General features: G+C 61.9%; 1 protein-coding gene. It reads left to right on the top strand.

Annotation, left to right across the window (positions count from 1 at the left end):
• Window positions 1-105: 105 nt before the first annotated feature.
• Window positions 106-415 (top strand): aldehyde dehydrogenase family protein (locus EN932_RS37750; RefSeq protein ID WP_128369599.1); only part of this gene is annotated, 310 nt, incomplete at its 3' end.

Raw genomic sequence — 415 nt, 5'->3', positions numbered from 1 at the left:
GTTCAGCATCTACATGGATTCGGGCGATGGCGGGCGTCTGGCCCGCATCGATGGCGGCTCGCAGCCATGGACGCAAAGCGCGCAGGACATCGAGCAGGAAAAGCCATGAAAACGTCTGTAAAATCGCTCGAGAATTCCCGTCAGCAGCTTTTCATCGGCGGTAGCTTTGTCGCGCCGAAAGCCGGCCAGTACATTCCAAGCTACGATCCGACGACCGCTAGGCCCTGGTATGAGCTGGCCGAGGCCGACGCGTCCGATGTCGATGCTGCCGTGGCCTCCGCGCGATCCGCCTTTGCCAATCCGGCATGGCGCCGGATGACCCAGACCGACCGTGGCAAGCTCGTCTATCGCCTGGCGCAACTTGTGCTCGAACATGCCGACGAACTGGCGCTGATCGAGACGCGCGACAATGGCA

This window comes from Mesorhizobium sp. M7A.F.Ca.US.002.01.1.1 (assembly GCF_004022955.1).
Classification (GTDB): domain Bacteria; phylum Pseudomonadota; class Alphaproteobacteria; order Rhizobiales; family Rhizobiaceae; genus Mesorhizobium; species Mesorhizobium ciceri.
This window is presented reverse-complemented; position numbering and strand designations above follow the sequence as displayed.